Here is a 14,433-nt window from a genome sequence, read left to right on the forward strand (position 1 = left end):
GTCGGGCGTGAGCTCGAGACCCTGGAGTGGACGCAGCAACCATGCCTGAGCACAACGAGAATCAGCCCGACGAGACCGATCCCGCGGTCCTCGCCGACAGCGAGAGCATTCACACGACGGCCATCGGAATCATCGGCGGCACGGCGCAGGTCGACGTCGCACTGCCGGTCGGCGACGACGACCTGGATGACGACGACGTCATCGACGGCGAGGTCGTCGACGATCAGCTGGCGACCGGCGACATCCCGCTGGGCATCGAGACCGACGAGTCGTCCGCCGAGCCGCAGGACGACGACATCCAGTCGGCCGACGACGAGGCCGAGGCGCGTGTCGGCGAGGTCGACGAGACGCATGCGGCGCATGATGCCGGCGAGCTCGACGGATCGCTGGCGGATCGCGACGTCGCGGCGGACGACGACCGCTCCGAGCCCCGTGGCGCATCCGACTCGCTCGACGATGACGAGGCCGACACCGCAGACGAGTCGGCCGAGTCCGCCGGTGCCGCGGATGCACCTGACGACGTCGTCACCGCGACGGTCGACGACGACGCGGACTCCGCCGACCGTGACGGACCCGCGGAAGCCGGCACGGCGGCCGCACGCGCAGCGGAATCGGTTGACCCGGTCGAGCGCGAGGCCCCGGGTGCGGCGCACTCCGAGGCCGTCGCCAGCGGCGTCATCGTGGCGACGGTCGTGCCGACGTCGACCCCGATCACCGGCACCGTGCCCTCGACCCGGCGTCAGGCCCATCAAGCGGCCGAGCAGGTGCGCCACGCCAACGAGCGCGTTCAGGTCGCGCGCCCGGCGGAGCCCCTGCTCCAGTCGCGTCGCATCGGCGATCTCGAGCCCGGGCGCGAGTCCGCCGACCTCTTGACGGCCGAGCGCCTGCTCGACCCTTCGCAGGTCGTCCGAGCCGAGCCGGAGGGGCGCTGGCAGCGTTTCGTCTACACCGTCTCGGGCCACCGCATCAATCTGGGTGACGGCAAGCGCGCTCGATCGCGCAAGGAACTCGACCGAAGGATCTCCGCGCCGCTGGCGGGTGGGGCGAAGTTCGTGCCGGTGCTCTCGCGCAAGGGCGGTGTCGGGAAGACGACGGTGACCACTCTGCTCGGGATGGCCCTCGCCGACGCCCGGGACGACCGGGTCATCGCGATCGACGCGAACCCCGACCGCGGGACGCTCGCGGACCGCGTGGGTCGCTCGAGCGGCAAGACGGTGCGCGACCTCGCCCGCACGCGCGGCGACGTCGTCGGCTTCAACGATCTGTCGGCGATCGTGGGGCGAGACGAGACGCGTCTCGACGTCCTCGCGTCGGACACCGATCCGCACGTCTCCGAGGCCTTCAGCGACCACGACTACGAAGACGTCGCCTCCATCGCAGCGCACTACTACTCGATCGTCCTCACCGACACGGGCACCGGCATCGTCCATTCGGTGATGGGGGCCACCCTCGGGCTCTCCGACCAGATCGTCGTGGTGGCGGGACTCTCGGTCGACGAGGCACGTCTCGCGTCCGAGACCCTGACGTGGCTCGAGTCCAACGGCTTCGCCGAGGCGGTGAAGAACGCTGTCGTGGTGCTCAACACGTCGCGGCCCGGCACCCCGATGGTGCGTGCCGACGAGCTCGAGAGCCACTTCGCCACCCGCGTGCGGTCGGTGCTGCGCATCCCGTACGACGCCCATCTCGCCGCCGGAAGCGCCGTGTCCTTCCGCGACCTCGACCCGGCGACCCGCGAGGCGGCGCGCAAGCTCGCCGCGAGCGTGGTCGAAGGACTGCGAGCGGGCGCGGGGGCCTGAGATGGCGGTCCGCGCGATCCGGTTCTTCGGCGACCCCGTTCTGAAGTCGCAGGCCGCCCCGATCGAGACGATCGACGAGGGCACGCGCTCGCTCGTGCAAGACCTCCTCGACACCGTCGAACTTCCCGGCCGCGCCGGAGTGGCGGCGCCGCAGATCGGCGTCGGGCTGCGCGCGTTCAGCTACAACGTCGACGGCGTGATCGGCTACATCCTCAATCCGCGCCTCGTCGAGGTGTCGGGCGAGCCGTCGTTGATCGGTGAGGGGTGCCTGTCGGTTCCGAACCTGTGGCACGACACCCTCCGTCACCCCTACGCCCGTGCGGTCGGCATGGACCTCGACGGCGACGAGGTCGTCCTCGAGGGCGAGGGCCTGATGGCGCAGGCGCTGCAGCACGAGTGCGATCACCTCGACGGCATCCTCTACCTCGATCGGCTCTCGCCCGCCGAGCGCCGTATCGCGATGCGCGAGGTGCGCGAGTCGTCCTGGTTCTGAATCACGCAGAAGCGGGGCCCGGCAGGTGTTCGACCGGCCGGGCCCCGCTTCGATCCGCGACGGTTCAGCCGAGCGAGACGTTGCTCGTCTTCACCGGCTCGTCGTAGATGTCGGAGATCGCACCCGAGAAGTCGGTGAGGATGACGTTGCGCTTGATGCTCATCTTCGGCGTCAGGTGCCCGCTCGCCTCGGTCCACTCGGTGTCGAGGATGGTGAACTTACGGATGGACTCGGCGCGCGAGACGTTGCGGTTGGCGTCGTCGATCGCACGCTGCACCTCGGCACGCACCTGAGGGTCCTTCGCCGCCTCGGCCAGCGTCATCTCGCCGGCGAGTCCGTTGTTGGCGAGCCAGGTCGGCAGCATCTCCGGGTCGAGGGTCACGAGAGCGGAGATGAACGGCTTCTGGTCGCCGACGACCACGACCTGCCCGACGATCGGGTTGGCGCGGATGGGGTCCTCCAGCACCGCGGGGGCGACGTTCTTGCCGCCCGCGGTGACGATGATCTCCTTCTTGCGCCCCGTGATCGTCAGGAAGCCCTCGTCGTCGAACGAGCCGATGTCGCCCGTCTTGAACCATCCGTCGTCGAAGGCCGCTTCGGTGGCCTCGGGGTTGCGCCAGTACTCCGCGAACACGTTGATGCCGCGAACCTCGACCTCGCCGTCGTCGCCGAGGCGCACGCCGACGCCGGGCAGGACTGGTCCGACGGTGCCGATCTTCGACTTGGTCGCAAGGTTCACCGTCGCGGGAGCCGTCGTCTCCGTCAGCCCGTAGCCCTCGAGGATCGTCACACCGAGGCTGTGGAAGAAGTGGCCGAGTCGCGGACCGAGCGGAGCCGACCCGGAGACGGCGTAGACGACCCGGCCGCCCATCGCGGTGCGGAGCTTGCTGTAGACGAGCTTGTCGAAGAGGCGGAACTTCAGCTTGGTCAGCAGCGGGACGCTCTTGCCCTCCTGCTGCAGCCGTGAGTGGTCGATGGCCACCTGTGCGGCCGCGCGGAAGATCTTGCCCTTGCCGCCGGCTTCGGCCTTCTGCTCCGCGGAGTTGTAGACCTTCTCGAACACGCGGGGCACCGCGAGCAGGAACGTGGGCTGGAACGTGCCCAGCGCCGGCAGTAGCTGCTTGGTGTCGGGCTGGTGTCCCGTCTTCACGCCGGCGTGGACGTTGAGGATCGAGATGAAGCGTGCGAAGACGTGTGCCGTCGTGATGAACAGCAGCGTGGATGCGCCACCGGGATGGTTGACGACCTCTTTGAGCGCCTCGCCGGAGTTGCGAGCCAGCTCGACGAAGTTGCTGTGGGTGAGCACGCATCCCTTCGGGCGTCCCGTCGAGCCGGACGTGTAGATGAGGGTTGCGATGTCCGAGCCGACGGCGAGATTGCGGCGCCGCTCGATCTCGTCGTCGGTCACACCGTCGCCGGCGGTCCGCAGCCGGTCGAGGTCGCCCGACCCCATCACCCACACCTCGCGCACGAGCGGCACCGTCGAGCGGATCTCGTCGATGCGCTGGGCGTGCTCCGCGGCTTCGGCGATCGCGAAGGTGGCACCCGAGTCGCTCAGGATCCAGCCGATCTGGGATGCCGAGCTCGTCTCGTACACCGGCACCATCACGGCGCCCGCGAAGAAGAGGGCGAAGTCGACCAGCGTCCAGTCGTAGGTGGTCCGCGCCACGAACGCGACCTTATCGCCGGGCTCGACGCCAGCGGCGACGAAGCCCTTGGCCAGTGCGACGACCTCGCGCTGGAACTCGGCGGCGGAGATGTCCCGCCACCCTCCGTCGTGCGGCACGGCGAACAGCGCGCGCGACGGGGTCGCGGTGACCCGGTCGACCAGGAGGTCGGTGATGTTGGCCTCGGGATCGGCGGGAACGATCGCGGGGACTTCGAACTGGACGGCGCTCATGGGCGGCAACTCCTTCGGTACCGGAAGCGTCTGGCAGGGTACGGCCACTCTATCGGGCGCCCGCCCGCTGAGCCCGCGCGTCGACACGGCGCCCCACTAGACTTTCCGGGTCGCCGCCGGACGGCCGACGGAAAGGACCGCGCGTGCTCAACATCGGCATCGACATCGGGGGCACCAAGATCGCCGGAGGCGTGGTGTCGGCCGACGGCACGATCGTCGACCGCATCCGTGTCGACACCCCGGCCGACACCGACGCGCTGGCCGACGCCGTCGCCGACATGGCGCGGCACTTCCGCGCCTCGCACGACGTGACCGCGGTCGGTGTCGCCGCAGCCGGGTTCCTCGACCGCACCCGCTCGATCATGCGCCACGCGCCGAACATCGACTGGGTCGAGCACCCGCTCCGGGCCGAGCTCGAGGCGCGCGTGGGTGTCGCGGTGGTGCTGGAGAACGACGCGAACGCCGCCGGATGGGCCGAGTACCGCTTCGGCGCCGGGCGCGGCAGCTCGAACATGGTCATGCTGACCCTCGGCACCGGTGTCGGGGGAGCGGTGATCATCGACGGAGCGCTCCTGATCGGGGGACGCGGCGCTGCGGGCGAGCTCGGTCACGTCCGGTTCGAACGCGGCGGTCGCCTGTGCGGCTGCGGCCTGCACGGATGCCTCGAGCAGTACGCCTCGGGACGCGCCCTGCAGCGCGAGGCCATCGCGATCGCCGACGATCCCCAGCTCGGGGCCGGTCTCGCGCAGGTCCGCGACGAGCACGGCTCGATCCCGGGCGATGCCATCTCCCGCCTCATCCTCGCCGACGATCCGGGTGCCCTCGAAGCGCTGCAACGGGTCGCGACGGCGCTCGGCGAATCGGCCGGCGGATTCCAGGCCACCCTCGACCCCGAGATCTTCGTCATCGGCGGCGGCGTCGCACAGCTGGGCGAGACGCTCCTCGCGCCCGTGCGAGCGTCGTATCGGGCTGCGCTTCCGGGCGGCGAGAACGCGGCGCCGGCGGACTTCGCGATCGCCACCCTCGGCAACGACGCCGGCTTGATCGGCGTCGCCGATCTGGCCGGGGGGCGGTGAGCGGTGTTCTACTGGCTGATGAAGTACATCTTCATCGGACCCGTCGTGAAGGCGATCTTCCGCCCGTGGATCGTGGGGCGGCGCAACGTCCCGGCGTCGGGTGCGGCGATCTTCGCCAGCAACCACCTGTCGGTGAGCGACTCGATCTTCCTGCCGCTGATGATCGACCGGCCGATGTCGTTCCTCGCCAAGAGCGACTACTTCACCGGCACCGGCATCAAGGGCTGGGCGACCCGCGTCTTCATGAAGGCGACCGGTCAGATCGCGATCGACCGCACCGGCGGCAAGGCCTCGGAGGCCTCGCTCAACACCGGTCTCCAGGTGCTCGGGCGCGGTGACCTCCTCGGCATCTATCCCGAAGGCACGCGGAGTCCCGACGGCAAGCTCTACCGGGGCCGCACGGGTCTGGCGCGCATGGCCCTCGAAGCCCGCGTGCCCGTCATCCCCGTGGTCATGGTCGACACCGACGCCGTCATGCCCATCGGGCGCAGCATCCCGCGGGTCGGGCGCGTCGGGATGGTCATCGGCGAGCCGCTCGACTTCTCGCGCTTCCAGGGCATGGAGGGCGACCGGTACGTGCTGCGGTCGGTGACGGACGAGATCATGGTCGCGCTGCAGCGCCTCGGCGAGCAGGAATACGAAGACGTCTACGCGTCCTCGGTCAAGGAGCGTGCAGCCGCTCGGCAGGCCTGACCGTCACACGGCCGGTGGGCTGCCGCCCGCGCACTAGACTTGGGCCGTGCCTACGCTGGATTCACTCGACACGTGGCGCGATCTTCCCATCAAGCAGCAGCCGGCGTGGAACGACCCCGACGCCGTCGCTGCGGTGTCCGCAGAGATCGCGACGCTTCCGCCCCTCGTCTTCGCCGGTGAGGTGGACAACCTCCGTGAGCGCCTCGCGCGCGCCGCATCCGGGCAGGCCTTCCTCCTGCAGGGCGGTGACTGCGCCGAGACCTTCGCGGGCGCGACGGCGGAGAAGATCCGCAACCGCATCAAGACCGTGCTGCAGATGGCGGTCGTGCTGACCTATGGCGCGTCGATGCCCGTCGTGAAGATGGGCCGCATGGCCGGTCAGTTCGCCAAGCCCCGCTCGAGCGACACCGAGACGCGCGGCGACGTGACGCTTCCGGCCTACCGTGGCGACATCGTCAACGGCTACGACTTCACCGCCGCGTCGCGGCAGCCCGATCCCGCGCGCCTGCTCAAGGGCTACCACACGGCGGCATCCACGCTGAACCTCATCCGTGCGTTCACGCAGGGTGGCTTCGCCGACTTGCGCGAGGTGCACTCGTGGAACAAGGGCTTCGCCTCGAACCCGGCCAACGCCCGGTACGAGGGCCTCGCCGGCGAGATCGACCGCGCCATCAAGTTCATGGAGGCGGCGGGAGCCAACTTCGACGAGCTGCGCGGCGTCGAGTTCTACACGGGCCACGAAGGTCTGCTCATGGACTACGAGCGCCCGATGACCCGCATCGACTCGCGGACGAACACCCCGTACAACACCTCGTCGCACTTCCTGTGGATCGGCGAGCGCACCCGCGAGCTCGACGGCGCGCACGTCGACTACTTCTCGAAGATCCGCAACCCGATCGGCGTGAAGCTCGGCCCCACGACGTCGACCGACACCGCCCTCGCGCTGATCGACAAGCTCGACCCCGAGCGCGAGCCGGGTCGCCTGACGTTCATCACCCGCATGGGCGCAGGAAAGATCCGCGATGCGCTGCCGCCGCTGCTCGAGGCCGTCAAGGACTCGGGCGCGACGCCGCTGTGGGTCACCGACCCGATGCACGGCAACGGCATCACGACGCCGACCGGCTACAAGACGCGTCGCTTCGACGACGTCGTGGACGAGGTGCGTGGCTTCTTCGAGGCTCACCGCGCGGTCGGCACGTTCCCCGGCGGCATCCACGTCGAGCTGACCGGCGATGACGTCACCGAGTGCCTGGGCGGCTCGGAGATGATCGACGAGGCGACCCTCGCGACCCGCTACGAGAGTCTCTGCGACCCGCGTCTGAACCACATGCAGAGCCTCGAGCTCGCCTTCCTCGTGGCTGAGGAGCTCGAGAAGCGCTGAGCTTCCGCCTTCTGCTGCGCGAGAGCGCACGTCTGCACAGTTATGGGGTCTCCCCACCGTGCAGATGTGCGCTCTCGGCATTTCGTGCTGGGGAGAACGCGGGATCAGCGGGGTCGGTGGGGGATCGTGGGCGGGTGAACCGCCGAGCGCCGCTGCCACGAGACATCGCCCGACAGCCGTTCGCCACGGACGAGGCTCGCGTGCTCGGCGTGAGCCGCGGCAGGTTGCGGGCCGCCGACCTGCGGCATCCGCATCACGGGATCTACGCCGCGCTCGAAGCCGGGGACGATGACGACACGCTCGGGCGCTGCCGACTGCTCCTGCCCGCGCTCGGCCCGGAGCAGCTGTTCTCCGGGCGCACGGCGGCGGCTCTGTGGGGGATGCCGTTGCCCCGGGCCTCGACGCCGCCGATGCTCGACGTGGTCACGACGGGCGGCGGAGCAGCGATGCGGCGACCCGGCGTGATCGGCTCGCGGACGGGACTCGTCCTCCAACGCGGGGACGTCGACGGCGTACCCGTCCTGTCGCCGACCGAAACCTGGTGCCGGCTCGCGGTCGGTCCGCAGGCCCTGGACGGGCGATGGCTCGTCGCGACGGCCGACTTCCTGCTCAGCGGGCGGCGCGGCGAGCGAGGCCGCACGCGTCCGCTCGCGACGCGTGCCGAACTGGTGGCGGCCGTCGTCGCCCGGGGTAGCGCGCGCGGAGCCCGGTCGCTGCGAGCTGCGCTCGACCGGGCACGCTCGCCGGTGGACTCGCCTCAGGAGTCGCTCCTGCGCGTCGCGCTCGTCGACGCGGGGATTCCCGAACCGCAGGTGCAGGTCGCGGTTGACACGGCTGCAGGCGTGCGGCATGCCGACCTGGGCTGGCCCGAGCATCGGCTGCTGCTCGAGTACCAGGGGGATGAGCATCGCTCGTCGCGGCGACGATGGCTCGAGGACCTCACGCGCGTGCAGCTTCTCGAGGATGCCGGGTACCGCGTCATCCTCGTCGGAGCCGGGGACCTCGACGACGACGCCCGGGCGCTGGCCGCGCGCATCCGTCGTGCTCTCGCCTGACCGTTCGCAAGGCGGCGAGGACGCGCATCCGCACGGTGCCGGAGATGCCGAACCGTGCATTCCTGAGCTCTCGAGCGAGCCGTGCGCCGGTGGGGCGGGTCAGCCCGTGGCGGTGATCTGCAGGGTGACGGTGGTGCCGCGGACGTGCTTGCTGCCGCTGGCCGGATCCTGCGCCGTGACCTCGGTCAGCCCGTCGGGCCAGATGTTCCACAGGGCGGAGTAGCTGACCTCGAAACCGGCGTCGCGGAGCGTCTGCGCGGCGGTGTCGCGCGTCTGGCCGACGACGCCCGGGACCTCGAAGAGCGGAGGACCGCTCGAGACGATGAGCGTGACGACATCGCCGGGCCGCCAGTTGCCCTCGCCGCCGCGCTCGGCTATCCCGATGACGTCGCCCTTGGCGATGCGCTCGCTCGATTCGGAGAGAGTGTCGCCCGAGACCTCGAGACCGACGTCGGTGAGCGTGCCGGTGGCGCGGTCGACGCTCTGGCCGGTGACGTCGGGTACGGCGCCCCGTGACACCAGCAGTGCGGCGGAATCGCCCTGGCGAAGGGTGCAGCCGTTCGAGCAGTCGATCGGATCCCCGCCCGCCGCCGGCGTTCCGGAAGCCCGGATGACGGTGCCCTCGGCGACGTTCGGATCGAACTCGGCATCCGAGTCGTCCGCCACCGCGACGACGTTCTGCCGCAGCAGCTCGCGGGCGGCCTGCTCGGTCTGACCCGACAGCGCGGGGATCGACACCTCGGCCGGACCGCGCGAGACGATCACGGTGACGACCGCATCGCGGTCGAGACGCGCGCCCGGGTCGGGGGAGGTGCGGATCGCGAGCCCCTCAGCGACGTCGAGGCTGTTCTCTCCGGCTTGCTCGGCTCGCAGTCCCTGTGCCGCGATCGCAGCCTCCGCCTCGGCGAAGGTCGTGCCGCGCACGTCGGGCACGGCGACGAGCGAGCCGGGGCCCGAGCCGAACCACCAGCCGGTGCCGCCCGCGAGGGCGGCCAGCAGGAGGACGATCGTGAGAAGCCAGGCGCCCTTCGCGCGATTACGGCGCGTGTGCTGCCGTAGCCGCGTGGCGTTGTCGACGTCCGTGGTCACGGGTGGTGCCGTGAACGTTCCGGGCATGACCTTGGTGAGTTCGCCCGATCCCTGACCGTCGTCATCGATGACGACCGCTGACGCGCCGGACGGAGCCGTGCGGACGACCTGCGGGAAGACGCCGAGCTCGCGCTCGATCTCGCGCAGGCGTTCGAGCATGACCTTCGCATCGAGCGGACGCTCGTCGGGCTCGCGTTCGGTCGCCCACAGGACGAGCTCGTCGAGCTGCTCGGGTACGCCGGGGTTCTTCGCGCTCGGGCGGGGAACCGAGTCGGTCGCGTGCTGATAGGCGATCTGCATCGGCTGCTCGCCCTTGTAGGGCTGCTCACCCGTGAGCATCTCGTAGAGCATGATGCCGAGGGCGTAGATGTCGCTGCGGGCGTCGGCGGTGCCCCGTGTGACGAGCTCGGGTGCGAGGTAGGCGATGGTGCCGAGGAGCATCTGGCCGGTCGCGGTGTTCGCCGTCGTGGCGCGAGCGAGGCCGAAGTCGCCGATCTTGATGCGTCCGTCCTCGGCGAGCAGGACGTTCTCGGGTTTGACATCGCGGTGCACGATGCCGGCGCGGTGGGCGGCGGCCAGGCCCGACAGGATCGCGTCCATGATGGTGATCGTCTGCGGGATCGTCAGGCGCTTCTGCTCGCGCAGCAGCTCGCGCAGCGTGATCCCCGGGAGGTACTCCATGACCAGGTAGGCCATCTCGCCGTCCTGGCCCTGGTCGAAGACATTGACCACGTGCGGGTCGGCCAGGCGGGCGGCGGAGCGAGCCTCCTGGATGAAGCGGCTCTGGAACACCGAGTCGTCCGAGAGATGCCCGTGCATCACTTTGAGTGCGACGCGACGTTCGAGGCGCAGGTCGGTGGCGACGTACACCGTCGCCATGCCGCCGCGGGCGATGCGAGCGCGGACGCGATACCGCTGGTCGACCAGTCGGCCGATCAGCGGGTCGGTCTGCTGGCTCATGCTCACGCAGCGATTCTACGGAGCGGATGCTGCGAGCCCGGGCAACGGCTCACCCCCGGGCCCCTGTGACCCCGGTTCCGGTTGGAGTCGACGTCAACCGAGCGCGGCCAACCACCGGTAGGCCTGCTGCTCCCACTCGCCGTAACGATCGGGGTAGGCGGAGATCTGGACGGCCTGCGCGGCGTCGGTGAACGACAGGTCCTCCCAGCCCGGGATGTCGAGCAGTCCGCGGGTCGCGGGACCGTTGGGGTCGGCGGCTCCGCCGTAGAAGGTCGCGATCGATCGAGCCGGGTCGCGCACCTGCTCGGGTGTTCCCCATCCGGTGCTCGGACGCTGCTGGAAGAGGCCGAGCGAGTCCCGGTCGCCCCAGTCGAGGTTGCGGATCCACGATTCGACCATCGCCGTCGCCAGCGCGATGGCGATCCCGCGGTCGGGCACGCCGCGCTCGCGTCCCACCTGGATGATGAGCTTCGCGTTCGCGATCTGCTCCGCGTCGAGGCCGAGGTCGGGGAGAGCGGCGGTCTGAACGGCCGGTGCCGCGGCCGCGCCCGGGATGACGAGGGCCTGTCCCGGGTAGATGATCGAGGATCGATTCATCCCGTTCGCGGCCAGCACCGCGTCGAGGCCGAGCCCGTGCGCCGCGGCGATCGCCGACAGGGTGTCGCCGGCAACGACGGTGTGGGTCGCCGCGGCGATGGGGGTCGCCTGCGCCGCGGGGATCGCCACGGGTGCGGCAGGAGCACTGCCCGATGCCGGCCCCGGGATGTCGAGGGTCTGGCCGGGGAAGATCACCGCGTCGCCGCCGAGCCCGTTGGCCTCCAGGAGCGCCCCGACGCCGACGCCGTACGTCCGCGCGATCGACCAGGGGGTGTCGCCGGTCGAGACGGCGTGGGTCAGAGCAGCGACGGTCGGCCGGGCGGCGGGGGATGCCGGCGGTGCGGCGGTCGCCGCGCTCAGGCGGATGCGGTCGCCCGGACGGATGACGGACGACCAGTCGAGGCCGTTCCACGCCAGGAGGTCGACCGTACGGAGCCCGTAAGCCGCGGCGATCCGGCTGATGGTGTCGCCCAGGGCCACGGTGTGCTCCGCGGGGCGATCGGCGAGCGGCCGGACAGCGGCTGCAGTCGCGCGCGCCGGGCCGAACGACGAACCCAGCGCTCCGTCGCGGTGACCGGTCTCGATGGTCGGTGCGGCGACAGCCGGCTGCGCGGTGAGGCTCAGGGCGATGGAGCCGACGACGGCGGGTGCTGCCGCTCCCCACAGTCGGGTTCGTGAGCGGTGCAGGGGAGGGGTCGGCTCGCGGCGCACGGGGTGTCCCTTCTCGGAGGTCTCCGAAACGCTGACACGGCGCTGTGAGAGGTGTCAACCGAAGTGACGCGTGTGACTGGTGTGAAACACAGCCGCGAGGCGGGTCCGGTGGCCGTTCGAAGATGACATAGTGAGAGGGTGAGCACTGCCGATTACCCCGCCGTTCCCCTGTCCTGGCTGGCATTGCCGGAGGTGGTCGACCTCACCGGCGAGACGCTCAGCCGGGTTCGCCGGCTTCTCGATGAGAATCACCTCATCGGTTCGCGACGGGACGGCACCTTCCGGATTCCGGAGGCGTTCTTCCTCGACGGCGCGCCGCTGTCCTCGCTTCGCGGCACGATCACGGTGCTGCGCGATGTCGGCTTCTCCGACGACGAAGCCATCGACTGGCTGTTCGCCGTCGAGGAATCGATCGGAGCGGCACCCATCGCCGCCCTGCGCGCAGGCCGGAAGACCGAGGTCCGTCGGATCGCTCAAACCCTCGCCTGAGGGACGAAGCCCGACTCAGAAGGAACGGCGGATGGCCGCGCGTCCGATCTCCCGCAGCGTCGCGATCTGGGCTTCTCCGATCGGAGCGCCATCGAGAGCGGCATCGGCTGAAGCAGCGAGGCGGTCGATCTCGCGTTCTAGCCGTTCGACGGCACCGCTCTTATCGATGACGTCCTGCAAGTGCCTGATGGTGGCGTCGTCCAGGGTGCGGTCGCCGAGCGCCGCATCCATGTCTGCGCGTCCGGTGTCGTCGAGCGCCTCCCGGGCGTAGGCGATCAGGACCGTCCGCTTCCCCTCACGCAGATCGTCGCCCGAGGGCTTGCCGGTGATCGCGGAGTCGCCGAAGACGCCCAGCACGTCGTCGCGGAGCTGGAAGGCGAGGCCGACGGCGTGGCCGAACTCCCCGAGCGCTTCGCGCTGAGCGGGGCTGGCGCCGCCGAGTGCGGCGCCGATCAGGAGCGGCTGCTGGACGCTGTATCGCGCGGACTTGTACGAGGCCACGCGCAGAGCGCGCGCAGCGTGCTCGTCGTCGGGGGCGGTGGCCCACGCCGCCTCTTCGGCGACATCGAGGTACTGTCCGATCGTCACGTCGCGGCGCATCATGGCGTACTGCCGCCGGACGTCCGAGGCGTGCGGGTGCCCGTCGATCGCGTCTTCGAGGATGTCGTCGCTCCAGGCGATCAGCAGATCGCCGAGCAGGATCGCCGCAGCGCGTCCGAAGGCGTCGGCGTCGCCCAGCCATCCGGATCGCCGATGGTCGGCCTCGAGCGCGCGATGCGAGGACGGGCGTCCGCGTCGCGTGTCGGAGTTGTCGACGAGGTCGTCGTGGACGAGGGCGGCGGCGTGGAACAGCTCGAGGGAGGCCGCGACGCCGGCGATGTCGACGCCGATCGGCGACTCCGCCCCGACCGGCGCGTCGGCGGCGGCCGCATGACCGGCCGCGAGGAATCGCGCGCGGAGGCGTTTGCCACCGGCGACAGCCGCGACCGCGCGATCGACGAAATCCGCGGCTTCGGCTCCGAGATCGGCCACCTCGGCCCGTCGATCCGACGCGAAGCTTTCCAGTCGCTGGGAAACGGTCGAGATCGGGTCGGCGGAGCTCGTCACGGGCCTAGCCTAGTTCTCATCAGCGCGCGTAGAATCGGGCGCACCGATACCCGAACAGAGGGGGATGCATGCCACTGTCAGAGCAGGAGCAGCGGCTGCTCGACGAGATGGAACGCCATCTCATGCGCAACGAAGCAGACGTCGTCAGCGCGCCGCGCGAAGGCCAGTCCCTCAGCTACCGGAACATCGTCTACGGCGCCGTCCTCGTCCTCCTGGGTCTCGGAGGCCTGATCGCCGGCGTGTCGAGCAGCATCATCGCGATCGGTGTCGTCGCCTTCCTCGTCATGGTGGGCGGCGTCGTCCTGGCGCTCACCCCGACCCGCAACGGAACGGCGGGCCGTCCGCCCGCGACGACGGGCACGCGCAAGCCGACGGCGCGGTCCTCGAGCTTCATGGATCGCATGAACGATCGATGGGATCGTCGCAACGGCGAACGCTGACGCCCTCCGCTTCACTCCAGAGCACCGACCTTCGGGTCGGTGCTCTTTTTTTGTGCCCAGGGGAGGAACGGCCACCGGATGCATAGTGAAGTGGAGCAAAGTGGAGTAAAGTGGTGCGCACCGACGGGCCGGGAGGGGGTGGTGGAGCACCATGCTTCTTGGCACGCACACCCCGAAGCTCGACGAGAAGGGCCGCGTCATCCTCCCCGCCAAATTCCGCGATGATCTCGGCCCCGGTGTCGTCGTCACGCGTGGCCAGGAACGCTGCCTGTACGTCTTCAGCACCGTGGAGTTCGAGCGCGTCTACGAGCGCATCCGCGAGGCGCCCCTCACGAACAAGCAGTCCCGCGACTTCCAGCGCATGTTCCTCTCCGGCGCGAGCGCCGAGAAGCCCGACAGTCAGAACCGCATCACGGTGCCGCCGCACCTGCGCACCTACGCGGGCCTCGGGCGCGAGCTGATCATGACCGGTGTCGGTGCGCACGCCGAGATCTGGGATGCGGATGCGTGGAACGCCTACGCCGCCGGCAACGAAGACGCCTACTCCGACATGGAGCAGGAGGTGATTCCGGGACTCTTCTGACCCGTGGCTCTGATCCTCAGCCGCTGGCCCTGACGCACTTCCCCGGTGTCAGGTCGCGGCGGA

13 protein-coding genes are annotated in these 14,433 nt (G+C 70.2%); 9 read left to right on the forward strand and 4 right to left on the reverse strand.

From position 1 onward, the window contains the following. Positions 1-41: 41 nt before the first annotated feature. The gene (locus ACPYN5_RS05435) at positions 42-1,796 is read left to right on the forward strand and encodes a MinD/ParA family ATP-binding protein (RefSeq protein WP_424447964.1); all 1,755 of its coding nucleotides are present in this window, start codon (positions 42-44) and stop codon (positions 1,794-1,796) included. Position 1,797: 1 nt separating this feature from the next. Next, positions 1,798-2,289 carry a peptide deformylase gene (gene def, locus ACPYN5_RS05440; RefSeq protein WP_424447965.1) on the forward strand — a complete coding sequence of 164 codons (492 nt, stop codon included), beginning with the start codon at positions 1,798-1,800 and terminating at the stop codon, positions 2,287-2,289. Between the two features lie 64 nt (positions 2,290-2,353). On the opposite strand, the gene ACPYN5_RS05445 is transcribed toward def, so the two are convergent. Beyond that, positions 2,354-4,189 carry an AMP-dependent synthetase/ligase gene (locus tag ACPYN5_RS05445; protein ID WP_424447966.1) on the reverse strand — a complete coding sequence of 612 codons (1,836 nt, stop codon included), beginning with the start codon at positions 4,187-4,189 and terminating at the stop codon, positions 2,354-2,356. 143 nt (positions 4,190-4,332) lie between these two features. Between ACPYN5_RS05445 and ACPYN5_RS05450 the strand changes: the two genes are divergently transcribed. The 4 genes from ACPYN5_RS05450 to ACPYN5_RS05465 all read left to right on the forward strand — a co-directional run bounded on the left by ACPYN5_RS05450 (position 4,333) and on the right by ACPYN5_RS05465 (position 8,394). Continuing rightward, on the forward strand, positions 4,333-5,265 hold the full coding sequence (locus tag ACPYN5_RS05450; RefSeq protein WP_424447967.1) for an ROK family protein: 933 nt from the start codon (positions 4,333-4,335) through the stop codon (positions 5,263-5,265). 3 nt (positions 5,266-5,268) lie between these two features. After that, positions 5,269-5,958, forward strand: coding sequence for a lysophospholipid acyltransferase family protein (locus tag ACPYN5_RS05455; RefSeq protein ID WP_424447968.1), 690 nt, complete (start codon positions 5,269-5,271; stop codon positions 5,956-5,958). A gap of 46 nt (positions 5,959-6,004) precedes the next feature. After that, entirely contained in the window at positions 6,005-7,339 is a 1,335-nt protein-coding gene (locus tag ACPYN5_RS05460; protein ID WP_424447969.1) for a class II 3-deoxy-7-phosphoheptulonate synthase, read from the forward strand. A gap of 134 nt (positions 7,340-7,473) precedes the next feature. After that, positions 7,474-8,394 (forward strand): hypothetical protein, encoded by a 921-nt coding sequence (locus ACPYN5_RS05465; protein ID WP_424447970.1) that lies wholly within the window; start codon positions 7,474-7,476, stop codon positions 8,392-8,394. Positions 8,395-8,493: 99 nt separating this feature from the next. On the opposite strand, the gene pknB is transcribed toward ACPYN5_RS05465, so the two are convergent. Together pknB and ACPYN5_RS05475 are read right to left on the reverse strand one after the other, a co-directional pair. Beyond that, entirely contained in the window at positions 8,494-10,449 is a 1,956-nt protein-coding gene (gene pknB / locus ACPYN5_RS05470) for a Stk1 family PASTA domain-containing Ser/Thr kinase (protein ID WP_424447971.1), read from the reverse strand. 87 nt (positions 10,450-10,536) lie between these two features. After that, positions 10,537-11,457: a LysM peptidoglycan-binding domain-containing protein gene (locus ACPYN5_RS05475; protein WP_424448243.1), complete on the reverse strand. Its 921-nt coding sequence runs from the start codon at positions 11,455-11,457 to the stop codon at positions 10,537-10,539. A 432-nt stretch (positions 11,458-11,889) separates the two neighbouring features. Between ACPYN5_RS05475 and ACPYN5_RS05480 the strand changes: the two genes are divergently transcribed. After that, a complete protein-coding gene (locus ACPYN5_RS05480) occupies positions 11,890-12,240 on the forward strand; it encodes an Rv2175c family DNA-binding protein (RefSeq protein ID WP_424447972.1) in 351 nt (116 codons plus the stop codon). Positions 12,241-12,255: 15 nt separating this feature from the next. Here the strand turns inward: ACPYN5_RS05480 and ACPYN5_RS05485 are convergent, their stop codons facing one another. Continuing rightward, complete coding sequence (locus tag ACPYN5_RS05485; protein WP_424447973.1) at positions 12,256-13,347, reverse strand: polyprenyl synthetase family protein; 1,092 nt, start codon at positions 13,345-13,347, stop codon at positions 12,256-12,258. Between the two features lie 68 nt (positions 13,348-13,415). Between ACPYN5_RS05485 and ACPYN5_RS05490 the strand changes: the two genes are divergently transcribed. Together ACPYN5_RS05490 and mraZ are read left to right on the forward strand one after the other, a co-directional pair. Beyond that, positions 13,416-13,787: a DUF3040 domain-containing protein gene (locus tag ACPYN5_RS05490; RefSeq protein ID WP_424447974.1), complete on the forward strand. Its 372-nt coding sequence runs from the start codon at positions 13,416-13,418 to the stop codon at positions 13,785-13,787. Positions 13,788-13,938: 151 nt separating this feature from the next. Further along, entirely contained in the window at positions 13,939-14,370 is a 432-nt protein-coding gene (gene mraZ / locus ACPYN5_RS05495) for a division/cell wall cluster transcriptional repressor MraZ (RefSeq protein WP_424447975.1), read from the forward strand. Positions 14,371-14,433: the final 63 nt, after the last annotated feature.

The organism is Microbacterium arborescens (assembly GCF_049707515.1).
GTDB classification, from domain to species: Bacteria; Actinomycetota; Actinomycetes; order Actinomycetales; family Microbacteriaceae; genus Microbacterium; species Microbacterium arborescens_B.

Coding starts and splice junctions, on each gene's coding strand:
- ACPYN5_RS05435 (WP_424447964.1), top strand. CDS start 42: ATGCCTGAGCACAACGAGAATCAGCCCGACGAGACCGATCCCGCGGTC.
- ACPYN5_RS05445 (WP_424447966.1), bottom strand. CDS start 4,189: ATGAGCGCCGTCCAGTTCGAAGTCCCCGCGATCGTTCCCGCCGATCCC.
- mraZ (WP_424447975.1), top strand. CDS start 13,939: ATGCTTCTTGGCACGCACACCCCGAAGCTCGACGAGAAGGGCCGCGTC.
- def (WP_424447965.1), top strand. CDS start 1,798: ATGGCGGTCCGCGCGATCCGGTTCTTCGGCGACCCCGTTCTGAAGTCG.
- ACPYN5_RS05490 (WP_424447974.1), top strand. CDS start 13,416: ATGCCACTGTCAGAGCAGGAGCAGCGGCTGCTCGACGAGATGGAACGC.